The sequence below is a fragment of the Rhizobium rhizogenes NBRC 13257 genome, from assembly GCF_000696095.1.
GTDB lineage: Bacteria > Pseudomonadota > Alphaproteobacteria > Rhizobiales > Rhizobiaceae > Rhizobium > Rhizobium rhizogenes.
The window spans coordinates 80,309-102,352 of record NZ_BAYX01000005.1 but is presented as its reverse complement, the minus strand read 5'-3'; the positions used below and the strand labels follow the sequence as shown (position 1 = coordinate 102,352).

General features: G+C 60.4%; 20 protein-coding genes. 6 read left to right on the top strand and 14 right to left on the bottom strand.

Annotated elements, in window-relative coordinates; all coding sequences use genetic code 11:
• Positions 1 to 376: 376 nt before the first annotated feature.
• The 3 genes from minE to minC are packed head-to-tail and all read right to left on the bottom strand — an operon-like array spanning position 377 to position 2,207.
• Positions 377 to 637, bottom strand: coding sequence for a cell division topological specificity factor MinE (gene minE / locus RRH01S_RS12440; RefSeq protein WP_007691232.1), 261 nt, complete (start codon positions 635 to 637; stop codon positions 377 to 379).
• Entirely contained in the window at positions 634 to 1,449 is an 816-nt protein-coding gene (gene minD, locus RRH01S_RS12435) for a septum site-determining protein MinD (protein ID WP_007691237.1), read from the bottom strand. Before minD ends, minE begins: the two co-directional genes overlap by 4 nt.
• Before the next feature lie 32 nt (positions 1,450 to 1,481).
• Entirely contained in the window at positions 1,482 to 2,207 is a 726-nt protein-coding gene (gene minC / locus RRH01S_RS12430; RefSeq protein WP_007691238.1) for a septum site-determining protein MinC, read from the bottom strand.
• A 250-nt stretch (positions 2,208 to 2,457) separates the two neighbouring features.
• On the opposite strand from minC, the gene RRH01S_RS12425 reads away from it, so the two are divergent.
• A complete protein-coding gene (locus RRH01S_RS12425; protein WP_012650253.1) occupies positions 2,458 to 3,267 on the top strand; it encodes a mechanosensitive ion channel family protein in 810 nt (269 codons plus the stop codon).
• Between the two features lie 102 nt (positions 3,268 to 3,369).
• Positions 3,370 to 4,170 (top strand): arginine deiminase-related protein, encoded by an 801-nt coding sequence (locus RRH01S_RS12420; RefSeq protein ID WP_034516565.1) that lies wholly within the window; start codon positions 3,370 to 3,372, stop codon positions 4,168 to 4,170.
• A 15-nt stretch (positions 4,171 to 4,185) separates the two neighbouring features.
• On the opposite strand, the gene RRH01S_RS12415 is transcribed toward RRH01S_RS12420, so the two are convergent.
• Entirely contained in the window at positions 4,186 to 5,133 is a 948-nt protein-coding gene (locus RRH01S_RS12415) for an asparaginase (RefSeq protein WP_034516566.1), read from the bottom strand.
• Positions 5,130 to 6,590 carry an amino acid permease gene (locus tag RRH01S_RS12410; RefSeq protein WP_007691244.1) on the bottom strand — a complete coding sequence of 487 codons (1,461 nt, stop codon included), beginning with the start codon at positions 6,588 to 6,590 and terminating at the stop codon, positions 5,130 to 5,132. Before RRH01S_RS12410 ends, RRH01S_RS12415 begins: the two co-directional genes overlap by 4 nt.
• Positions 6,591 to 6,891: 301 nt before the next feature.
• On the opposite strand from RRH01S_RS12410, the gene RRH01S_RS12405 reads away from it, so the two are divergent.
• Complete coding sequence (locus RRH01S_RS12405) at positions 6,892 to 8,313, top strand: aspartate ammonia-lyase (RefSeq protein ID WP_042471952.1); 1,422 nt, start codon at positions 6,892 to 6,894, stop codon at positions 8,311 to 8,313.
• On the opposite strand, the gene RRH01S_RS12400 is transcribed toward RRH01S_RS12405, so the two are convergent.
• Together RRH01S_RS12400 and RRH01S_RS12395 are read right to left on the bottom strand one after the other, a co-directional pair.
• Entirely contained in the window at positions 8,285 to 8,998 is a 714-nt protein-coding gene (locus RRH01S_RS12400; RefSeq protein WP_034516568.1) for a FadR/GntR family transcriptional regulator, read from the bottom strand. The two genes, RRH01S_RS12405 and RRH01S_RS12400, sit on opposite strands and share 29 nt — an antisense overlap.
• Before the next feature lie 109 nt (positions 8,999 to 9,107).
• The gene (locus RRH01S_RS12395; protein WP_034516569.1) at positions 9,108 to 9,965 is read right to left on the bottom strand and encodes an urea carboxylase-associated family protein; all 858 of its coding nucleotides are present in this window, start codon (positions 9,963 to 9,965) and stop codon (positions 9,108 to 9,110) included.
• Between the two features lie 157 nt (positions 9,966 to 10,122).
• On the opposite strand from RRH01S_RS12395, the gene RRH01S_RS12390 reads away from it, so the two are divergent.
• Entirely contained in the window at positions 10,123 to 10,998 is an 876-nt protein-coding gene (locus RRH01S_RS12390; protein WP_034516570.1) for a LysR substrate-binding domain-containing protein, read from the top strand.
• 52 nt (positions 10,999 to 11,050) lie between these two features.
• Here the strand turns inward: RRH01S_RS12390 and RRH01S_RS12385 are convergent, their stop codons facing one another.
• Positions 11,051 to 11,995, bottom strand: coding sequence for a LysR family transcriptional regulator (locus RRH01S_RS12385; protein WP_012650246.1), 945 nt, complete (start codon positions 11,993 to 11,995; stop codon positions 11,051 to 11,053).
• A gap of 126 nt (positions 11,996 to 12,121) precedes the next feature.
• On the opposite strand from RRH01S_RS12385, the gene RRH01S_RS12380 reads away from it, so the two are divergent.
• On the top strand, positions 12,122 to 13,015 hold the full coding sequence (locus RRH01S_RS12380) for an MBL fold metallo-hydrolase (RefSeq protein WP_034516571.1): 894 nt from the start codon (positions 12,122 to 12,124) through the stop codon (positions 13,013 to 13,015).
• Between the two features lie 58 nt (positions 13,016 to 13,073).
• Here RRH01S_RS12380 and RRH01S_RS12375 read toward each other — a convergent pair whose 3' ends face one another.
• The 6 genes from RRH01S_RS12375 to RRH01S_RS12350 all read right to left on the bottom strand — a co-directional run bounded on the left by RRH01S_RS12375 (position 13,074) and on the right by RRH01S_RS12350 (position 21,099).
• Positions 13,074 to 14,570, bottom strand: coding sequence for an amidase (locus RRH01S_RS12375; protein WP_034516826.1), 1,497 nt, complete (start codon positions 14,568 to 14,570; stop codon positions 13,074 to 13,076).
• A gap of 46 nt (positions 14,571 to 14,616) precedes the next feature.
• Entirely contained in the window at positions 14,617 to 15,999 is a 1,383-nt protein-coding gene (locus RRH01S_RS12370) for a M20 family metallopeptidase (RefSeq protein WP_037222271.1), read from the bottom strand.
• 8 nt (positions 16,000 to 16,007) lie between these two features.
• Positions 16,008 to 17,663, bottom strand: coding sequence for a dipeptide ABC transporter ATP-binding protein (locus tag RRH01S_RS12365; RefSeq protein WP_037222261.1), 1,656 nt, complete (start codon positions 17,661 to 17,663; stop codon positions 16,008 to 16,010).
• Positions 17,663 to 18,565 (bottom strand): ABC transporter permease, encoded by a 903-nt coding sequence (locus RRH01S_RS12360; RefSeq protein WP_007691259.1) that lies wholly within the window; start codon positions 18,563 to 18,565, stop codon positions 17,663 to 17,665. The genes RRH01S_RS12365 and RRH01S_RS12360 overlap by 1 nt, the downstream gene beginning before the upstream one ends.
• A 1-nt stretch (position 18,566) precedes the next feature.
• A complete protein-coding gene (locus RRH01S_RS12355) occupies positions 18,567 to 19,484 on the bottom strand; it encodes an ABC transporter permease (RefSeq protein ID WP_007691260.1) in 918 nt (305 codons plus the stop codon).
• A 103-nt stretch (positions 19,485 to 19,587) separates the two neighbouring features.
• Positions 19,588 to 21,099 (bottom strand): ABC transporter substrate-binding protein, encoded by a 1,512-nt coding sequence (locus RRH01S_RS12350; RefSeq protein ID WP_012650241.1) that lies wholly within the window; start codon positions 21,097 to 21,099, stop codon positions 19,588 to 19,590.
• Between the two features lie 173 nt (positions 21,100 to 21,272).
• Between RRH01S_RS12350 and RRH01S_RS12345 the strand changes: the two genes are divergently transcribed.
• Positions 21,273 to 21,941 carry a GntR family transcriptional regulator gene (locus RRH01S_RS12345; protein ID WP_007691270.1) on the top strand — a complete coding sequence of 223 codons (669 nt, stop codon included), beginning with the start codon at positions 21,273 to 21,275 and terminating at the stop codon, positions 21,939 to 21,941.
• Positions 21,942 to 22,044 lie beyond the last annotated feature (103 nt).

Genomic DNA, 22,044 nt, shown 5'->3' with positions numbered 1-22,044 from the left:
CCCTCAAATGAGGAAACCGAAATGACGCAAAGAGCCAACCACATTGCGATGGCGGCGATGAAAGCTGCTGACGGCCCCTTACCTGATCCACAGCCTGAAAGCCGGCGGCTCCGTGCACAAGTATCGAATATTCTTTGCATTTTATGAAGTCGAAATTTACGTAGCTTCCAATTTCAGTGAACCCGATCTTAGGATTTCGAGCGATGTTCCATCGTGACACATTGTCTGGTTGCGACACGTAATCCGGCGATCATGTCATGGTGGAAATCACTGCGGCCGGGTTGCTTCCGCTCTATCGGAGGCGCCATGCAAAAAATCCCCCGGCCAATGGCCGGAGGATTGCACAATAGAATATGCTATCTTTAGTCGAGAGGCCTCAAGCGGCCCGCACGGTTGCGTTCAACGGAATTTCGACGTCGATTTCCAGCGTCGAGACGTGCTCGTTACAATCCATCTTCACCTGAACCTTGTCCCTGTCGAGCTGCACATGCTTTTCGATCACGGCAAGGATTTCCTCGCGCAGCAGAAACACCAGGTCCGATCCCACTGACGAGCGCTCGTGGGCCAGAAGCAGCTGCAAGCGTTCGCGCGCGGCCGGCGCGGTCCTTTGCTTTCCAAAAAGACGAAAAATGTTCATGCGGCCCTCCGTCCGAAGATCTTGCCGAAAATGTTCCGCTTTTCACCGGGGATCGTGATCGGCAGAACCTCGCCAGCCAGTCGGCGAGCAGCGTCGAAATACGCCATCGCAGGCGCACTGCGGCTGTCAGCCAGCGTGACGGGAGCGCCGATATTGGAGGCGCGCAGAACATCGCTGCTTTCCGGGATAATGCCGAGGAGCGGAATGGAAAGGATTTCCAGGACGTCGTCGACCTTGAGCATATCGCCACGCTCGGCGCGATTGGCGTCGTAGCGGGTGAGCAGCAGGTGCTTCTCCATGCGCTCGCCGCGCTCAGCCTTGAGGGTCTTCGAGTCGAGCAGGCCGATGATGCGATCCGAATCGCGCACCGAGGAAACTTCCGGATTGGTCACGACCACCGCCGTATCCGCATGGCGCATTGCCAGGGTCGCTCCGCGCTCGATCCCGGCCGGGCTGTCGCAGATGATCCAGTCGAAATGCTGCCTCAGCTCGTTGATAACGCGCTCGACACCTTCGGGCGTCAGATTGTCCTTGTCGCGGGTCTGCGATGCCGGCAGCAGAAACAGCGTTTCCAGCCGCTTGTCACGGATCAGCGCCTGCGGCAGCTTGGCATCGCCCTGGATGACGTTGACCAGATCGTAGACGACCCTGCGCTCAGCGCCCATCACCAGATCGAGATTGCGCAGCCCGACGTCGAAATCGACAACGACCACCTTCTCGTTCCTTTGCGCCAGAGCCGCTCCGAGCGCGGCAGTCGAGGTCGTCTTGCCAACCCCGCCCTTGCCTGACGTCACTACGATGACTTTCCCCATCTTGCTCTCCTGTTTCCTGGCCGGTTTCCGGCTCAGATAAGTTTCTCTGCTTTGATGGCATCGCCTTCCAGCCAGAGCTGGACGGCCTGCCCGCGAAGGTTGGCGGGCATGTCTTCCGCCATCTTGTAGATACCGTCGATGGCAACGAGTTCTGCCTCGAGCTTGCGGCAGAAGATGTGCGCTGACGCCTTGCCCAACGACCCCGCCATGGCCCGGCCGCGCAAGGTTCCATAGATATGGATCGAACCGCCCGCGACGATCTCCGCTCCCGAGGCAACAGACCCGACGACCGTCACATCACCTTCCGGAAAGATCACCGACTGCCCTGAACGCACCGGCTCCCTGATGGTGATGGACTGAACCGATGGACGGGCTTCAGGCACCGTGGCTGGCTGGCTTCGCAGCTCGATGGTCGGCTCCTTCTCTGGAACCTCGAAGTCGGAAACCGCGCGGCCACCCTTGAGAGCGGCAGGCATGCCCGGCCCAAGGATCGACGGGCGCGCACCCTCGATTCCCATGATGCTCACATTGCGCTGGCCAAGCTCCGCGATGAGCTCCTTCAGCTGCGAACGGTCGATCGGCAGATCCGTCACGTCGAGCACAACTGGTCGTCCAAGGAAGAATCCAGCCGAGCGTGCAGCAAGATCATCCAGTCTTATCAACCAGTTATCGAACGGAAGATCCGGAGAAAGCATGACCGCCAGAAAGGAGCGGCCCTTGATGCGAATGGAGCGAGGGTCTGTTATCACTTTGGTCATCTATGTAAATAAATCGTTGATATTGTGTACCAACGCCATGGTTAACAAATGGTTAATTTCACCCCATAAACCGTAAATCGCCGCCGCCTCAAAACCCCAAAATGGCGTCTCGCCTACAGTCCTTATTTCGGGTGATCTGGCGACCTCCGCCATTGCATTTACCATCGTGGAAGGGCACCAAAGCGGAACCAGTTCGGCTTCGGAGGGTTCCTTGGCCGTAACCGTCAATGGCCTGGAAGGTATGTGCAGAATGGAAAATCAAGCCACCAACGCAATCGTCGCCACGCAGACAGCACTCAGTCAGGCAAGCGCCCTGATCGTTCACTACGGCTTTTCGACTGTAGGAGCGATCGTCCTGCTGGCCGGCGGCTGGGTTCTTGCCAGCGTCATCAGTCGGTGGGCCTATAAAGGCATCTCGAAAATTCACGGCATAGACGAAACGCTGGCCCGATTCTTCGAGAAGGCACTTCACTACGGGCTGCTGATTCTCGTCTTCGTCACCGTCCTCGGGCAATTCGGCGTCCAGACAACGTCGATCGTCGCAACATTGGGCGCTGCCGGTCTCGCCATCGGGCTTGCTCTTCAAGGTACGCTACAAAACATAGCGGCCGGAATCATGCTGCTCGCCCTGCGTCCGTTTCGCGTCGGTGAGTACATAGAAGCCTCCACCGTTGCCGGCAAAATCGTCGAGGTCGGGTTGTTTGCTACCCAACTGCGCACCGCTGACGGTCTTTATCTGCTCGCACCAAACTCGACGCTGTGGAACACGCCAATCATCAATCACAGCCGCGAACCCAATCGCCGCCAGGAGCTGTCGGTGGCCGTCGGCGACGACGCCGATCTGAAGCTCGCCTCGAAAACCCTTCTCGACGTCGTCACCGATGATCGCCGCGTGAGGAGCAGCCCTGCTGTTCGTGTTTATTCCGACGAGCTGACCGCCGAAAAGACGACGTTGAAGATCGAATACTGGGTGAAGACCAGCGACTGGACGGAGACCCGTCACGATCTGGTCGACCGGATGAGAATCGCGCTTGCGGATAAGGGAATCGTCATCAAGTAAACGCGCGGGCTTCCACCTGTCACAACAGGAAAATTTCGCTTAGATGCTTGGACTTGGCTGAGTCGGGAGAGGCAGCCGGAATGCAGGGAAAGGGACGGGAAAATGTCACCAGCCAGATCAGTCTATCGCTTCAACTCCGCCATCGTCCGCGAGCCATCACGCTCGGTGGTTGACGGCCTGCGCGCCGAGGAGCGTGGCAGCCCGACCTATGAAGCCGTGAAGGCCGAGCATGATGCCTATGTCGCCGGCCTGCGCGATGCCGGCGTCGAGGTGACCGTCCTGCCGGCGCTCGAAGCCTTCCCCGATTCGATCTTCGTCGAAGACCCCGCGCTCGTCTTTACCGAAGGCGCGATCCTGCTTCGCCCAGGTGCTGCAAGCCGTTCCGGCGAAGCGGCTGAAATTGCGCCCGCCTTGCGCGGCATGTTCGAAACCGTGCTCGATTTGCCGGCGGGTATCGCGGATGGCGGTGATATTCTGGCGACGCCGAAGGGCATCATGATCGGCCTTTCGGCGCGAACCGACAGGGCCGGCGCCGAAGCACTTATCGGCTGCCTCGACAGGTTTGGCCACAAGGCCGGGCTGGTCGCGACGCCGGAAGGCGTGCTTCATTTCAAGACCGCCTGCTCGCTGCTCGACGAGGAAACGGTGCTTTCGACTGCCCGCCTCGCACGTTCCGGCGTCTTCGAGGATTACAAGCAGATCATCATCCCGGACGGCGAAGAGCCGGCGGCAAACGCGCTGCGGATCAACGACATCCTGATGGTGCCTTCCGCATACCCACGCAGCCTCGAGCTTCTCGACAAGCATGGCTACAAGATCGTGCCGGTGCCGACGACGCAGATCGAAATGATCGACGCGGGTCTTTCCTGCATGTCGCTGCGCTGGTATCGCGACGGCAAATAAAGCTAACCGAGAATGCTAGCGGCAGTCGCCGAAGGCCCGGGAGATTTGTCCAGCCGGGCTTCGTGCGGCGATCAGCGCCGCAAGCAGGATGCGCGCCTGGCTCGGCCGGAGCGTGTGTGAGTGGACTGCCCCGGCGACAGCAAGATCATGCCCGCCGCCGCCACCGCCGTAACTCGCGACGAGAAGTCCGTCGGGCACCTTGCTGGAGACGATTACGGGGATGCAGCTGTCTGTGCAGCGTCTTACCGTGTCGATGATATCGGGATTGGCATTGCCGGAGCCGAGGGCGGCAAGCACGATTCCGTTGGCGCCGGCATCAAGACTTGCCTGGATATGAGTGGCGTCACAGCCGGGATAAATCGCGACTATATCGACACGGACGCCTGCGACTGGTGTGGGCAGACGCGGGCTCTCGACATGCCCGATCGGCCGCGCCGAGCGGAATGCGTCAGGCTTATCCGTGCTGCGCTTGTAGACGCCCCACGCGGGCAGAATCCTGCCACCAAAGGATACGAGAACGCCTCGACCGGCATTGCCTTGGTCCATGGCGGTTTCGATCGCCAACGCGAGATTGGCCGGCCCATCGGCATGCGGATGATCGGCGGTAAATTGCGCGCCGGTGAAAACGACGGGTTTGGAAGTTGCGTGCTGCAGGTGAACGAGCAGCGCGGTCTCCTCCATTGCATCGGTGCCATGCAGGACGACGACGCCGGAAATCGCCGGATCATCGAGCTGCTGTCTTACGGCATCGCTGATCCGCTGCATATCGGCCAGCGTCAGGCTGGCCGAGTCTTTCGACATCAGATCAATGGGTCGCAGCCGAGCGCTGACCTGCGGCACCAGCACGAGAAGATCCTCGCCCGTCAGGCTTGGCGTGCTGGCGCCATCAGCGCCGCGCTTGCTCGCGATAGTGCCGCCGGTGGCGATGATTGCCACCAGCGGATGGATTTTTTGCGCGTTCAATGCGGCGCTTCCGCACTGACGATACGTTCATCGGCCAGACGATGAATACGCTCGCGCAGCAGATACCATCCGGCGACCAACGCCGGAATGATAATCACCAGCGAAGCGATGGTCCAAGTGCCAATTGGATAGTCGAAGGCCATGAGCACCAATACGCCGAAGAGGAAGACAAGCGTGAGGATACCGGTATAGGGCGCGCCGAACATGCGGAAATCAGGCCGGACTAGCTCGCCGCGGCGCGACAGGTGCCACAGCTTGAGCTGGCAAAGCACGATGACGCCCCATGCGCAGATGATACCGAGAGCGGACAGGCTAAGCGCGATCTCAAAGGCCGCGGCAGGAACGACCGCATTCAGCGCCACGCCGAGAACCGTCACGGCGGCAGTCACCGCAATGCCGCCATAGGGCACGCCAGCCTTGTTCATCTTCGCAAGAGCCGCGGGGGCAGAGCCCGATACAGCCATCGAGTGAAGGATACGGCCGGTCGAATAGAGACCTGCATTGAGCGAGGAGAGCACAGCGGTCAAGACCACCAGGTTCATGATGACATCGGCACCCTCGACGCCGATGGAGCCGAAGAAGGTCACGAAGGGGCTCTCGCCAGCCTTGTAGGCCGTGTAAGGGAGGAGGAGCGAGAGCAGGAACACCGAGCCGACATAGAAGATCAAGAGACGAGCGACAACGGTCCGGATCGCGCCGGGAATGACCTTGCGGGGATCGGCGGTTTCACCCGCCGTGGTGCCGATCAGTTCGACCGAGGCGTATGCAAACACGACGCCCTGAATGATGACGAAGGCAGGCAGGATGCCGTTGGGGAAGAAGCCGCCATTGTCAGTGATGATGCTGAGACCGACGGTATGCCCCTCCAAGGGGGTGCCGAACACGACGAAGTAGATGCCGACGACCAGGAAGGTCGCGAGCGCCATAACCTTGATCAGGCTGAACCAGAATTCAAGCTCGCCGAATACCTTCACGGACAGCATGTTCATCACCAGGACGACCAGGAGCGCCGTCAGGGCGAACACCCACTGGTCGATTCCCGCCAGCCATGGAACATAATGCTTAAAGAAATTCATGTAGAGCGCGACGGCGGTCACGTCGGCAACCGACGTCATTGCCCAGTTCAGCCAGTACATCCAGCCGGCCGCAAACGCCATCTTCTCGCCGTAGAACTCGCGGGCATAGGAGACGAAGGAGCCGGAGCTCGGGCGATGCATGATCAACTCGCCAAGCGCACGCAGCACCAGGAACGCGAAGAAGCCGCAGAGCGCGTAGACGAAGACCAGCGCGGGGCCAGCTTGGGCAAGCCGCCCGCCTGCGCCGAGGAACAATCCGGTGCCGATCGCGCCGCCGATGGCGATCATCTGGATCTGCCTCGGCTTGAGCGCCTTATGGTATCCGAGCTCTTCCTCGACGAATACCTCGCGGTCAGCCGATGTGGTTTTCACTGATTCCATTGATATCTCTCCTCCCAATGAATTCGTTTTCAGTTGGCTGCCTCGCGCTGCGTCAGGAACTCAAGCGCATCCGGCTTAACCGTTCGCCGCCCAATGGGTGCGGGGACAGACCAACAATTTCAGGACAGCCCTGTAAAGCTGCATGACAGATTTTATTTCCTCATAGTCTTATAGAAAGTCTGACGTCAAGTGGCATCTGCCCTTATTGACCGCAGTTCCTCGATTGATTACGGTCTGAATATCTGTCAGACAGCTTGACAGATATTAGCGTCGTCTCGAGCCATTGGAGGATAATGTGGTCATGACTCGCAGGGAGCACGATCTGCTGGGAACGAAAGAGATTCCGGCGGATGTTTATTGGGGCGTGCATACGGCACGGGCGGTGGAAAACTTCCAGGTCACAGGCATGACGATCGGGCGCAATCCCTATCTCGTCCGGGGTCTGACCTTCGTGAAAGAGGCCGCGGCAATCGCAAACCACGAGCTCGGGCTGCTCGATCAAGTGCGGATGGATGCGATCGTGCGGGCCTGCCGCGAGATTCGCGCCGGCGCGCTTCACGACCAGTTCGTGGTGGACGAAATCCAGGGCGGGGCCGGCACCTCAACGAACATGAACGCGAACGAGGTCATCGCCAATCGTGCCCTCGAACTGCTCGGCCATAGCAAGGGCGACTATGCCCATCTTCACCCGAACGACCACGTCAACCTCAGCCAATCGACCAACGACGCTTACCCCACGGCGATCAACATCGCGCTGATCGAGGCGATCGATGACCTCGCGGCCTCGATGACCGTGCTGAAGAGCGCCTTCGACCGCAAGGCGCAGGAATTCGCCCGGTTCATCAAGCTTGGGCGAACGCAGCTGCAGGATGCCGTTCCGATGACGCTCGGACAGGAATTCCGGACCTTCGTCGTGATGCTCGGCGAGGACAAGGCTCGCCTTATCGAGTCCGCCGCGCTGCTGCACGAGATCAATCTCGGCGCCACCGCCATCGGCACCGGGCTGAACGCCCCTCGCGGATATGCAGCGCTGGCTTGTGAACATCTGTCGCGGCTGACGGGACGTCCGCTGGTCACGGCGGATGACCTGATCGAAGCGACCCAGGATCCAGGTGCATTCGTGCATCTTTCAGGTGTGCTCAAGCGTGTTGCTGTGAAATTGTCGAAGACGTGCAATGACCTTCGCCTGCTGTCTTCCGGTCCGCGCGCGGGGATCGGTGAAATTACCCTGCCCGCCGTTCAGGCGGGATCGAGCATCATGCCGGGGAAGATCAATCCGGTTATTCCGGAGATGGTCAATCAGGTCGCCTATGCGGTGATCGGCAACGACATTACCATCACCATGGCCGCCGAAGCCGGCCAGCTTCAGCTCAACGCCTTCGAGCCCATCATGGTGCGCGCGCTTTCCCAGAGCATCAGCCAGCTGAGCGCCGCCTGCCGCATCCTGGCGGAACGCTGCGTCGATGGCATCCAGCCCAATCCTGCTATCATGGCCGCACGGGTGGAGGAGTCGATCGGGCTTGCCACCGCACTCAATCCGCTGATCGGCTACTACGCCGCCACAGAAGTCGCGCAGGAAGCGCTCGCCAGCGGCCGCACGGTGCCCGAGGTCGTCCTCGCACGCGGACACCTGACCGTCGAACAACTGCAAAAGGCGCTCAGCCCCGAGCACCTCGCCAACCTGCCCGCTATCGTCATCGCTGAGCCTGATCTTCTCCAATGATGGTGGCGACCACCTGCTTCACCTGACCCAGGTGGAGCTCCATTGCCTCTCGCGCCTCCTGCCCTGAACCCGCCTTGATCGCGTCCACGATCCGGCGGTGCTCAAGGTTCGATGCCGAACGCCGGCCCGCCATCATGTTTACCATCTCCGATTGCAGGGACAGCGCTTCGCGGGCATCGGCCACGATCTTTGCAAACAGCGCGTTGCCCGACGCCTCCGCGATCAGGCCATGAAACTGCGAGTCAAGCAGCACCCACGGATGCGGCTGCTCTTCCGTTTCCATCTTGTCGCAAAGCTCCAGCAAGACGGTCAGCTGATGTTCCGTACGGCGCAGCGCCGCCCAGCCGGCAGCGGGAACCTCGATGAAGGGACGCGCCTCGATCAAGTCGCGCGCCGAGTAGGCGCCATAATTGAGCTCCGGGCTAGGCGTTGCGATCAAGACATAGGTGCCGCTGCCGGTGCGGGTTTGCGTCAGCCCGAGCGTTTGAAGAGAGCGCAAAGCCTCACGAATAATGGGCCGGCTCACGCCATACCTCTCTGCCAGTTGAGCCTCCGATGGCAACCGAGTGCCGACAGTCAGCTGTCCCGAGCCGATGGCCGAGCGCAAATCGTCAAAGACCGCCTCGGCGGCGTTCTTCCGACTGATCGGCCTTGTCTCGGATAACCAGTCAGCCAATTCGCTCATACTCCCGTTTGATAGACACCTCGGATCTGTCAAACAGCTAAGCTGAATCTCGGCCGGCATCAAGCGCAGACACGCGAGAGTTGCCTTCTGCGCCCAGATTTGCGGAAGCCTATCGGTGCGTTCGCGGATAAGGATTGCGCTCCGGGAAGCTCCAGCCGACGATGATCTCGGGATCGGCCTGCCACACTTCCACCTTCAGCAGATAGCATGCAGCCTCGTCGCTCGAATGACCAGTGCCGCAATCACCGCCTGGGCATGCGGAGAGAGCGCCCAGAAGATCGATCTCGGCGAAGAACTCGATGAAATCGCCTGGCCGCACGGGGCTGGCCTTCATGAAATACTGGTGGGTGTCGCGCGTGAAGCCGGTGCACATGAAGACGTTCAAGACGTCATGCACATGAGTTTCGGCCTCCTCGAGCGATATGTTCCGCTCAGCAGCAAGCGCCCGCGTCAGGTTCGAATGGCAGCAGTGATGATAGTCGTTCCCCTTCAGCAGCCGGTTGGTATAGGGGTCGCAGCGGGTGCCAATGACGTCATGGACGCCGGCGCCGTCATCGTCCCAGCCATACCAGCCGAGCGTATCGTGGGTGATCGTCGCCATTGGCCGCAGAGACGGCAAGCTGCTCCACAATCGATCGCCGACGCCGACATGCGTGGCATGCAGGGCGCGGGTCTTGCCGCTGAAGAATCGTTCGGAGAGGTCATTCGCATTCCAGAGATTGAGATCGCCGACCTGCGAGCCCTCTACGCTGACGATACGGAAAAAATGTCCTTTGGGAACGTGAAAGCTGCGCGCCTCCCTCGGCGGGACGATGGTCTCGCTCACCTTCGTCAGCTTCTGCCGCGCTCTATTCAGAAGGCCAAGATCGGCAGATGGAAGCGTCTCGACCGGATAGACGACGACCGGCGGTTTGCTGCGACGGTCGTTTGCATCGGAAGGGATCAGCGGCATGGATAAATTCTGCATTACGATCACTATCCCTTATATGCTTGCGTGATGATAGCCTAGCGCTTGCCGAACGCCTGTCAGAAGCACCAGATTCGGCGGCACTCTAGCGAAATAGCACCGCCAAACAACACAGTTTGTTCTTGCCCTTTGACCAAGCCTGACTTAGTCATTATCCATGAGCAACCTTCCCCTCGCCTCCCTGCGCGCCTTCGAGGCAGCTGCGCGTCACGAGAGTTTCGTCAAGGCAGCCGCCGAGCTCAATCTGACGGCGGCCGGCGTCAGCCAACATGTGCGAACGGTGGAAAACTGGTTGAACGTCCCGCTTTTCGTGCGGCAGACGCGTGGTGTCACGCTCACCGCTGCCGGCCGCGAGTTCGGGGCAGCGGTGACACACGGGCTCGGACATATCGAAATCGCCGCCCAGCAATTGCGGCTCGAAATTCACAGCCGCCCGATCAGCATTGCCTGCATCGCATCGATGGCAACGCGATGGCTCATTCCGCAATTGCCGAGATTTAGGGCGGCCTATCCGGACCTTCGCATCAACATCGTCTATGCACTGGAAGCGAAGACGCCAGAAGCGGCTGGTGTCGATCTGTTGATACGTCACGGGCTACGGCCTGGCCCAAGCGCGATCGAGCTTCTAAGCGCCGAAACGCGCCCGACCTGTTCGGCGGAATTTCGCGCCCGTTACGGCAAGCTTGAAGCACTCCACGATATGGCCAGCGCCGAACTCCTTCATGACGAGACCATCGATGCGTGGGCACGCTGGTTCGCTATCGCCGGCCTTCGCGACACACCCAGGGCCGGCCCGATCTTTGCCGATTTCAACCTGATGATCGGCTCGGTCATCGGCGGCCAGGGTGTCGGCCTTTGTCCCACGGCGCTGATTGCCGATGAATTGGCGCAAGGGTCGTTGGTGACGCTGTTCGACACAGCTTCGGATATGGACAAGGCCTATTGGCTGATCGAGGCAAAGAGCCTTTCTCATGAGGCCAGAACGTTTCGAGACTGGCTGGTTGTGGCAGGCCAGGAACGTTGGAGTACCTGACGGCACGGAGCTTGTATCCTGCCAGCGATTTCTGCTCACTCACTTGGGATACTCAAACAGCGTCTGCAGCCAAATCGGAACCGGCCCTCGTTTGGGCCACTCTCTGGCGTTCGGCCGCCTTTAGCATATCCACGAAGGCACGAACCCTGGCAGGCCGAAACCGCGCCGACGGAAAGACGGCATGGATGCCGCCGGCAGGCAGGCTCCAGTCGGGCAGGATGCGAACCAGCCTTCCCGCCTCGATGTCCTTCGCCGCCATGTAGTCCGGGAACACCGAGACCCCTACCCCGGCAAGAACGCAGGCATAGGCCGCAGGTGTCTTGTCGGCGGTCACCGGGCAATTGACGTCAATTGTGACTGTCTCCCGCTCGGCATGCGAAAAAATCCAGCGAAGCGGGTTTCGCAGTGCAGCGTTGGCGACCCATGGCAGATTGATCGCATCGGCCGGTGATGACATGGAAGGCATCGCGCCGATCAGGGAGGGCGCGGCGACGAGATATTGATCAAAGGTGCCAAGACGCCGCGCCTGATTGCTGGAATCCGCAAGCCAGCCAACGCGAATGGCGAGGTCTACCTGACCGGCAGCCAAGTCCATGACATCGTCATCGAAGATGACGTTGACCTGCATCTGGGGGAAACGCTGGCGATAGGCCGCGATTGTCGGCGCCACGACGGCTGCGCCATAATCAAGCGATGCGGTCAGCGTCAGCATGCCCGAAGGCTCGCTCGCCTTTTGCGACATCTCGGCATAAGCCGCCTCCGCCTCGCGCAGAATGATGACACAGCGGCCATAGAAAAGACGGCCTTCATCCGTCGCGTGAAGTCGCCGCGTAGTGCGAGTCAGCAGCGTGACGCCCAATTCCTGCTCCAGCCGCGCGACCTGATGGCTGACGACAGCCTTTGCCACACCAAGCCGTTCGGCCGCCAGCGTAAAGGAACCGGTGTCGACGACCGTTGTGTAGAAGATCAGCCGATTCAGATTGAGAAGATCGCTCACGGTACTTTGTCAAATTAAATCATACAGTCTGTATGATTGAGCGATATTTATCTCCTAATCAATGCCTGTGATAGAATTTGCTCAATCTTTGGCTACCTCGCACTCCACCAGATCGGGAAAATTGGCATGATCACACGACGCGACACCTTCAAGCTTGCAATCGCTGCCGGCCTAGTCGTTTCTCCCCTCACCCTGGCGCGTGCCGCGAACGGCAAGCTCGAATGGACATATTTTCAGGCGGGTGAAACGGGCTTTCGCCGCACGCCGGTCCTCCTGACGGGCAAAAAGAACGCCATCCTGCTCGACGGCGGCTTTACGCTCTCCGACGGACACGCCGTTGCGGATGCCATCAAGGCTACGGGCAAGCGGCTGACGACCATTTTCGTTAGCTGCAACGATCCCGATTACTACTTCGGCCTCCGACCCATCGTAGAGGCCTTCCCCAAGGCGAAGGTCATCGCCAAGCCGGTCACCGTCGAGGCGATCAAGGCCAACGTTCAGGCCAAGCTGGATGCCTGGGGGCCTCAACTCAAGGAAAACGGCCCGCAGAAACTGGCCGACGTCGTCATTCCCGAACCGTCCGACGTGACCTCTCTCGATCTCGAAGGGGCTCGCATCGAGATTATCGAAGTGCCCGGGATGCACGACCGGCGCTACATCTGGGTGTCATCGCTCAAAGCCGTCTTCGGCGGCGTTCTCATCAGTTCCGGCATCCACGTCTGGGTCGCCGACACGGCAACACCGGAGCTGCGTGCCGCTTGGATCAAGGCGCTCGATACGATCATTGCGCGTAAACCGAGGATCGTCATTCCAGGCCATCAGGCAGAGGGAGCCGAACAGGGGATCGCGGCAATCACCTTCACGCGCGACTATCTTCTCGCCTTCGAGGAAGAAATGGGACGAACGAAGGACAGCGCCGAACTGATCGCTGCAATGACCAAGCGCTATCCCGACCTCAAGGACGTCGGCTCACTCCAGCTCGGCGCCAAGGTCGCCAAGGGCGAGATGAAGTGGGGTTGACTATCGTTAGCCCGCTTCCCGATCATTCTTTCCTGACGCTGCCAGGGAAGTTGCCGATCTAGAAGCCCATGAAGCCCGGTTGCTTCGCGAGCGCCGGGGCCTTTTCCAACGCGGTCAAATCAACCTTCGGGACACCGAACTCGGCGTCCCCGGCGAGAATTTCCTCGATTTCCGCTGCCACCTGCAAGACGCCGGCGTCATCATGGCGCCGGCCGACGATCTGCAGGCCGAAGGGCATGCCGAGCGTGTCGCGGCCGACCGGAATGGTGATCGAGGGATGGCCGGCAAGGGTCGAGGCATAGGCCATCGCAAGCCAGTGGTAGTAGCTTTTGGTCGGCTTGCCGTCGATCTCTTCCGGATAAAGTTCGTGCCAGTCGCGCGGGCTGATCGTCACCGCCGGGCAAAGCACGTAGTCATGTATTTCGAAGAACGTCTGCCAATCGTGATAGAAGCGACCCTGCTTGACGAGCGCATCGGCGATGTCGAGCGGACCATAGCCCAGGCCCTCTTCGACATTGGCGCGGACGAGAGTGCCGACCTTATCTGGATGGGACAGCATCAGCTTGTGATGCGTGCCCAAGAACATCACGCCGCGCAGGACCGAAAAAATGCGATCGGCATCGGCGCAATCCGGGTGCGTTTCCTCGACCACGCCAAAATGGCTCGACAGCCGCTTCGTCACCCGCCGGAAACTATCGCGTATGACCCGTTCAGTCGGCGCAAAGCCGAAATCCTCGGTAACGGCAATGCGCAGGGAAGCGAGGTCCGGGCGACGACCGGCTCCAAACCGGTCCGTCTGCCAGGCGGTCTTTCCATCGATGACGACCGTATAGGGATCGAGCCTGTCCGGCCGTGCCAATACGGACAGCATCAGCGCCACGTCGGCGACATCGCGGCCCATCGGCCCGCTCGTCGGCAGAGGCATCAGCGCCATGGCGCGCGTATCGCCGGGCACGACACCCGGCGAGGGGCGAAAGCCGACAACGCCACAAAAAGCGGCCGGATTGCGAAGGCTGCCCCCCGTATCCGACCCCGTGGCCAGCGGCGCCATTCGGGAGGCAAGAAGCACAGCCGAGCCGCCGGAAGAGCCGGCAGAACTCTTCGTCGTGTCATGCGGATTGGCGGTGGCGCCATAGACGGCATTGCGGGTATTGCCGCCGGCGCTCCATTCCGGATTATTGGTCTTGCCGAACGGGATCGCCCCTGCCCCGCGCATGACAGCAACGATTGCATCGTCCTTGATGGCGATATTGTCGCGATAGATTTCCGAACCGAAGGTGGTCGGCAAGCCGGCAACGTCGATCATATCCTTGACGCCGAAAGGCAGGCCATGCAGCGGACCGAGCGCTTCGTTGCGCGACACCTTCTCTTCGGCCAACCGCGCCTCGTCCAGAACCCTGTCGAAATTATAGGCCACCAGGGCGTTCACCGCCGGGTTGAGCATCTCGACCCGCTTGATACAAGCCTCTGCCAGTTCAACCGGCGAAAGGCTCTTGCGTCCGATCAGCTGGCGCGCCTCCAGCGCACCGAGATCCGCGGGATTGGATTTGCTCATGGCGACACCTTTCTGAAGGATAGGATGGAATGTCATCAGCAAGCCGTTAGGCGTTTGCCTTCAGGCTGGCTGCGTTCTCGGCGATATCGAGGAACAGAGCCGTCATCACCTGCATGCCTTCGCGCGCGATCGGGATCAGAACGTGCTCATTCGGTCCGTGCTGGCCACATTCGGCATAGGAATGCGGAATCCAGATCGTCGGCAGCCCGAGAATCTCGGTGAAGGCATCGTTCGGCAGCGACCCAGCGAGATTGGGCAGGACATGCGGACGGCGACCGGCGCTGCGCGTCAGCGACTGCTCAACGAACCGCACCCATGGGTGGTCCGATGAAAAGCGCGTCGCCTGAAAGGCTTCGCCGCGCGAGGCGCGGACGTCGACCATTGGAAAACCATTGGCGTCGAGATGGCGGCGCAGGGCCGGGATGATATTGTCGATGTCCGTGCCGACCACGAAGCGCAGCTGACAGGCGGCCCGGGCCGAACCCGATATGGCGTTCTGCGGCGCATCGATATTGCCGGAGGACAGGGCGAGAACGGCGAAGGAATTCCAGCCGAAGACCCGTTCGCTCGGCGTCAGATCACTCTCGCCCCAATCAGCATCATGCTGTCGTGGCGGCAGGTCACGCAGAACGGCGCGGATATCGGGCGTGAGGCTCGTCGGGCGCCATTCGGCGATCTTGATCTGGCCGCGCGCATCGGTGATCGTGGCGATTGCTTGGGCGAGAATAATGGCCGGATCGGCAAGCAGGCCGCCGAAATTGCCGGAATGATGATCCTCGTCGCGCAGGTTGACGATGAGATTGAAGGACATGCCGCCACGCGACCCCATGAACATGGTCGGCGTATCGATGGCCAGACGCGGACCATCGGACGCGATCAGCACATCCGCCGAAAGCCGGTCGCGGTTGGCGGTGAAGAATTCCCGCAGGCCGAAGGAGCCGGTTTCCTCGGCCATCTCCAGAATGATCTTCGCATTGAAGCCGAGGCGACCGTTCTTGCGGATCAGCAGTTCGAGCGCCTTGATGTTGATAAGATGCTGGATCTTGTTGTCAGCCGTGCCGCGGCCGTAGAGCCTGTCATCCTCGCGGGTGAGCCTGAACGGCTCGAGACCCTCCCGCCAGCGATGCGCTTCGCCGTTGCAGACATCGCCATGGCCATAGACCAGCACGGTCGGCAACTCATCCCCTTCGATGCGGTCAGCAATCAGGAGCGGCGCTCCTCCTTCCCGTGGATTATCGAAGATCTCGACGGAAAAACCCATGGAGAGCAGCAGCGGCTGCATCTCCTTTTCCAGATAGGCCTGAAGCTCCTCCCACCGGCCCTCGGACTGGCTGACAGAACGCCGCGCCACAAGCCTTGCGAGGTCCACTTCGAGCCCGCCGCTGTCGACATAATCGCGGGCGGCCTCGATCACTTGCACTCTGTCCATGGAACTGCCTACCTCGTTGCGTCGGCAGCCGACAACGCTGCCATATTGGGCGCCTCCCAGCCGCGGCCGGGCATGGCGGCGAGCAGTTGGCGCGTATAGGAATGTTGGGGATTACCGAAGATGTCGTCAACGGCGCCGTACTCGACCACCTCCCCTTTCGACATGACAAGAATATGGTCCGAAATCTCGGCGGCAACCCTAAGATCATGGGTGATGAAAATCACCGTCAGGCCGACGCTCTTCCTGATGTCGTCGAGGAGTTTCAGCACATCTTTCTGCACTGAAACATCGAGGGCCGAGACCGCCTCGTCGGCGATCAGGATCTTCGGCTCGACCATGAGCGCGCGAGCAATCGAAATGCGCTGGCGCTGCCCTCCGGAAAACTGCACCGGATAACGATCCAGCGCATCCTCCTCAAGGCGGACGATCCGCATCAGTTCGCGCGCCTTTTCTATAGCCTGCTTGCGCGGCACGCCGAAATTGACAGGCCCCTCGACAAGAAGATCGCCGATGGTCCGGCGCGGATTGAGCGAGCCGTAGGGGTCCTGGAAGACGATCTGGATATGCTTGCGGAAATTGCGCCGTCCGGCCACCGTTCTCGTGTCCAGCCGGTCATTGCCGATCCAGATGGAGCCCTCATCCGGCTCGACCAGACCCATGAGGCAGCGCACGAGCGTCGTCTTGCCGGACCCAGATTCCCCGACGATGCCGAGCGTCTGACCTTCGAGTACGGTGAAATCCGTCGGCTTGACGGCTTGAACCTTGCGGGCCGGCTTGAAGAAGGTACGGGCGGTCGAGAAGGTCTTCTCGATGCCGGCGACACGCAGCGCGATCGGCGCGGACATCTTCGGATCCCCCTTGCCGCCATGCCGCTTGGGGACAGCATCGATCAGCATGCGCGTATAGGGATGGCGGGGATTGTTGAGCACCTGTTCCACAGACCCCTGCTCGACCACCACGCCCTTCTGCATGACCACGACGCGGTCGGCGATCTCCGCCACCACGTCGAAGTCGTGGGTGACGAACAGGATGCCGGCCTTGCGGCTTTCCTTCAGCGCCTTGAACATGTCGAGGATCTGCGCCTGTGTCGTCACGTCGAGCGCCGTGGTCGGTTCATCGGCGATCAGCAGGCGTGGCTCCATGGCAAGCGCGATGGCGATGACGATCCGCTGGCGCTGGCCGCCGGACAATTGGTGCGGATAGGCGTGGTAGAGCCGCTCCGGTTCCGGAAGCCGCACCTCCTTGAGGAGCGCCATCGTCCGCTCGCGCCGCTCGGTCTTCGAGAGCGTAGTGTGAGCCTTGAAAACCTCTTCGATCTGATCGCCGACCGTGTAGCACGGGTTGAGCGCGCTCATCGGCTCCTGAAAGATCATGCCCATGTGGTTGCCGCGCAGGCCGGAATGTTCGGCCTCGGAGAGCTTGAGCACATCACGCCCCTCGAACAGGATCTCGCCGGCGGAAGGCTTCAGCACCTTCGGCAGGAGACCCATCGCGGCAAAGGAGGTGATCGACTTGCCGGAGCCGGACTCCCCGACGATGCAAAGGATTTCCTTCTCGCGGATCTCGAGGGACAGATTGCTGACGGCGTGTGGTCGATCGCCGCCGCGTGGGAGATCGATGGTGAGGTTGCGGATCGAAAGGACGGGTTCGGCAACGTTCGTCATCAGTTTCTGCCCTCCGGCGCGGTGATGTCGCGAATGCCGTCGCCCAGCATGTTGATCGCAAAGACCAGTACGAACAGCGCGATGCCTGGAATGGTGATCAGCCAGCTCTCGAACAGCAGCATTTCCTTGCCCTCGGAAATCATCAGGCCCCAGGACGGGGTCGGCGGCTGCACGCCAAGGCCGAGGAAGGAGAGTGCGGCCTCCAGAATGATCGCATGCGCCATTTCCAGCGTGACGATAACGATCAGTGCGTTCATGACGTTTGGCAACACATCCTTGAAGAGGATGCGCGGCAGGCTTGCCCCGAGCACTTCCGCAGCCGCGATATAATCCGTCTGGCGTACCTGCATGGTCGCGCTTCGCAGCACCACCGCGAACCGATCCCAGAGCAGCAGGCCCAATATCGAGACCACGACCGTCAGCGAGCCGCCGAAAAGCGCAACGACGGCGAGCGAGACCAGCGTCGCTGGCAAGGCAAGCCGCACCGAAACGATGAACATCACGACTGCATCCACCTTGCCGCCGAAATAGCCGCCGAGAATACCGAGCGTGGTGCCGATCACGGCGGAGATCATCGCCGCGGTAAAGCCGATCATCAGGGAGACGCGGGCGCCGTAGATCAGTCGCGAGAGATAATCGCGGCCAAGCGCGTCCGTTCCGAGCACATGCTTCCAGTCGCCGCCGAGGAAGACAGGTGGGGCGAGCCGTGCCAGCAGATCCTGCTTGTATGGATTATGCGGCGCGATCAGCGGTGCGAAAAGCGCGATCAGAGCGATCACCAGCAGGATGACAAATCCCGCCATGAAACCGCGATGCTTCAGCGCCCTGCGCGTCAGCGGCCGAGACGGTGCCCGCATGGTTGTGGTCTGGATCACGGTTGCGGTTTGGGACATGTCGTTCATCTCATGCGGCCCTCAAACGGGGATCGAGCCAGGCGTTCAAGACGTCGGCCAGAAAGGTGAAGACGATGTAGAACATCGCAAAGATGAGAATCAGCGCCTGCATGGTCGGCAGGTCGTTGCGCGAGATCGATTCCCAGGCGAGGAAGCCGGCGCCGTGTAGCGCGAAGATCGTTTCCACCACGACCGAGCCGCTGAACATGAAGCCCAGCTGCACGGCGCTGAGGCTGACGACCGGGATAATCGCGTTGCGCAAAGCGTGCTTGAACAGCACCTGGCGTGGCTTCAGGCCCTTGGCCCGGGCGGTGCGGATATAGTCGGACGACAGGACTTCCAGCATGCCGGCGCGGGTGAGCCGCATGATGGCTGGCGTCGCGTAATAGCCAAGAACGATCGTGGGCAGAATATAGCCCGTCCAGCTCCCGGTTCCGGACGCCGGCACCAGACCGAGATTGACCGAGAAGATCACGATCAGGATCAGGCCGAACCAGAAGCTCGGGATTGCCTGTCCAACGACGGCGATACCGAGTGCCAACCGGTCTATGATGGTGTTCGGAAAGGCGGCCGCGAGAACACCCATCGGGATCGCCAACAGCAGCGCGAAGCTCATGCCGAGAAAACCGATCATCATGGTCACCGGCAGCCGATCGGCAATCATTCCGGAAACCGGCTGCTTGAAATAATAGCTCATGCCGAAATCGCCGGAGAGCGCCCGCATCAGCCACTCGACATATTGGAGCATCAAAGGCTGATCGAAGCCGTACTGGCTGCGGATTGCGGTGATCACCTCCGCTGGAGCACCCTCGCCGGCAATGGCGATGGCCGGATCGCCCGCCATAAACAGAAGAATAAAGCTGATGAAGGACACAGTCAGCGCCACCAGCGCCGCCATACCGAGTTTGGTCAGGACAAATTTCAGCATCGTGTACCCTTAAACGGGAGGCGCGACTGGGCTAGTCGCTCCTGTCACTCTGAAACACGTCGTTCGGCGCCCCCATGGACGCGCCGAACGACGGATGCAAATGTCATTTCCAGCCGATCTCATTGAAACGGACCAGTTCATCGGGCGTAGGCGTGAAAGAGACGTCCTTGCTCATGATGTAGTTGGTCGAATAGTTCCACAGCGGCACCCAATAGGCCTTGTCGGCAATCGTCGAGAGTGCCTGTTTGTAGAGTGTCTTGCGCTCGGCCGGATCGACGGAGGAATCGGCTTTTTCCAGAAGATCCGACAGGCTCTTGTCGCGCGCATCGTCTTCGCCGCCCATGGTGAAGAACTCGCTGGTGATGGCCGAGGCGTCGGCGATCGAGTTGGAGCCCCATGTCAGAAAGGACATGGGCACGCCTTCCTTGATGCGCTTTTCGCGCAGCGCCGCATATTGCAGGTATTTGAGATTTGCCTTGATCCCGACCTCGGCCAGCATGCCGATCATGGCTTCCGCCAGCGGACGATCGCGATAGGCGTAGAAATCGATCTCGAAGCCATTGGGATAGCCGGCCTCCGCCAGCAGCGCCTTGGCCTTGTCCGGATCGTAGGAATAGGACGCGACATCGGTGGCGCAACCGAACTGGCTGGGCGAGCAAGCACTGTTGATCACCTCCGTCGTGCCCTTCATCAGCGCCTTGACGATGCCGTCGCGGTTGATCGCGTGGTAGACCGCCTCGCGGACCCGCACGTCCGTCATCGGATTCTTCGCGCCGCTTCGGCCGGCCGCATCGAGGGAGAGATAACCGACGCGCATCGTCGGCGCGTTGAGGACTTGGAAATTGCCGCGACCGGCCATCTTGTCGGCCTGGTCGGAAGGCACCTGCCAGACGAGATCGATCGTCCCGTTGAAAAGCTCCGCCATCTGCGTGTTGATGTCGGGGATGGTGCGGATATCGATCGTTTCGACCTTGGCCTTCGGCTTGGCGGCAGCGAAATAATCATCATTGCGCTTCAGCACATAATGCTTGCCGGGCTCGACGCTCACGACCTTGTACGGGCCGGTTCCGATCGGCTTGGTTGCCACCCCGGCCGGCCCGACGGCGGCGTAATATTCATGCGGATGGATGATCACCGGCCCGGCGAGATATTCGAGCGCCGCCGGAAAAGGCCCGTTGGTGATGATGCGGACCTTGAACTGATCGATCTTCTCGGCCCGCTTGATCCAGCTGGTCGCCACTGTGTTCTTGGCGCCATTCTTGGGATCGACCATATAGTTTAGCGTAAAAACGACATCATCCGCATCGAAGGACGCGCCATTGTGAAACTTGACCCCTTGGCGCAGCGTCAGTTCCAGCGTCGTCGGATCCACCCACGACCAGCTGGTGGCAAGATTGCCGACATACTGGCCCGACTTCGGATCGCGATAGAGAAGGCCGTCCCAGACCGCATTTCCGAGCAGAACGCCCTCGCGCGCCGTATTGAAATAGGGATCGATATGCTCGAGTTCCTTCGCAAAGGCGATCGAAATGGTGTCGTTCGCTTTCCCTGCATTGGCAACCGGCGCCAGCAGGAGCGGCAAAAGCAGGGCGGCGGCAATAACAGCTAGTCTCATTGAAGTCCCCCTTAGTGCCCATTATATGAGCATTTTTATTTGATGCCTATACTATACCCAATTCCCATTTTCTGTATACAAAAATTAAAGATTGAACGCATAATTTCTATTTTGCGTACAACGTCTTGTTATCGTAGGCTTTAGGCAGCACAACTTCGGCAGGAGAGATCATCGTGGCTCAAAACAGACCGCCAGCGTCGGACGCGCTCTACGAGCGCATCGAGACCCTGATTGCCGAAGGGGTTTTCAAGGATGGAGAACGCCTGGACGAGGTGCGCCTCGCCGGCGATTTCGGCGTGTCGCGCACGCCGCTTCGCGAGGCCTTGCGTCTGCTCTCCTCGACCGGACTGGTTGAACTCATTCCCAACCGCGGCGCCTTCGTGCGGCAGCCGAGCTTCACGCGTCTCGTGGAGATGTTCGAGGTGATGGCGGAAGTCGAGGCCTGGTGCGCGCGGCTTGCGGCCGGCCGCATCACCAAGGCGCAGGTGCTGCTGCTGCGCCAGACGGCATCCGCCTGCGAAGCAGCCTTGCAGGTACAGGACTATCATCGCTACTACGCCGAAAATGCCGCGTTTCACAACATGATCTACGAGGCCTCCGGCAACGGCTTTCTCGCCGAGGAGGCGCGCAATCTGCAAAGGCGTCTGAAGCCATTTCGCAGAGCCCAGCTTTCTTTTGGCGATCGGCTTTCTCAATCGATGAGCGAACACCGTGAGATCCTGATCGCCCTCGAGGCCGGTGATGTCGCGCGCGCCGAAACAGTGATGCGCGAGCATATTCGGGTGCAAAGCAGCACCTACGAGGAATACCGCCTGTCGATGACCGAGCGTTCCGCCTCCTAGATAAACGAGAACCAACGCGAAGAAAGCAGTAGCTCGGACATCACCGCCCTCTCGCGAGGCCAAGAGCCGTTTTGACGATGCTCGTTCTGTTGATCCCATGATG